The organism is Halorubrum sp. SS7 (genome assembly GCF_005435055.1).
Classification (GTDB): Archaea; Halobacteriota; Halobacteria; order Halobacteriales; family Haloferacaceae; genus Halorubrum; species Halorubrum salinarum.
In genome coordinates this window covers 1-245 of sequence record NZ_SGXV01000595.1, presented here as the reverse complement: position 1 = coordinate 245, position 245 = coordinate 1, and the positions used below count along the sequence as shown (strand labels likewise).

The window sequence follows — 245 nt, the reverse complement described above, 5'->3', positions numbered from 1 at the left end:
AGGATTGCCTGCTTGGCTACCTCCTCGCTGCCCCGTCCAGTGTACAAAATAAAGGGCAGCGCCGGATGGCGGTCTCGAACAGCGTTGAGAAACTCGATACCGTTCATACCCGGCATCTTGTAGTCGCTGACGATACAGTCGAACCGGGTCTCGTCGAGCCGCTCCAGCGCCGTCTCCGGGTCGGTCACGGTCGTCACCGCCACCGAGTCGAGCTCCCGCTCGAAGTACGCCTCCGCGAGGTCGAG

General features: G+C 62.4%; 1 protein-coding gene. It reads right to left on the bottom strand.

All coding sequences use genetic code 11. From position 1 onward, the window contains the following. Positions 1 to 245, bottom strand: a 245-nt coding sequence (locus tag EXE44_RS19270; RefSeq protein ID WP_137718127.1) for a response regulator, incomplete at both ends; no start/stop codon positions are given.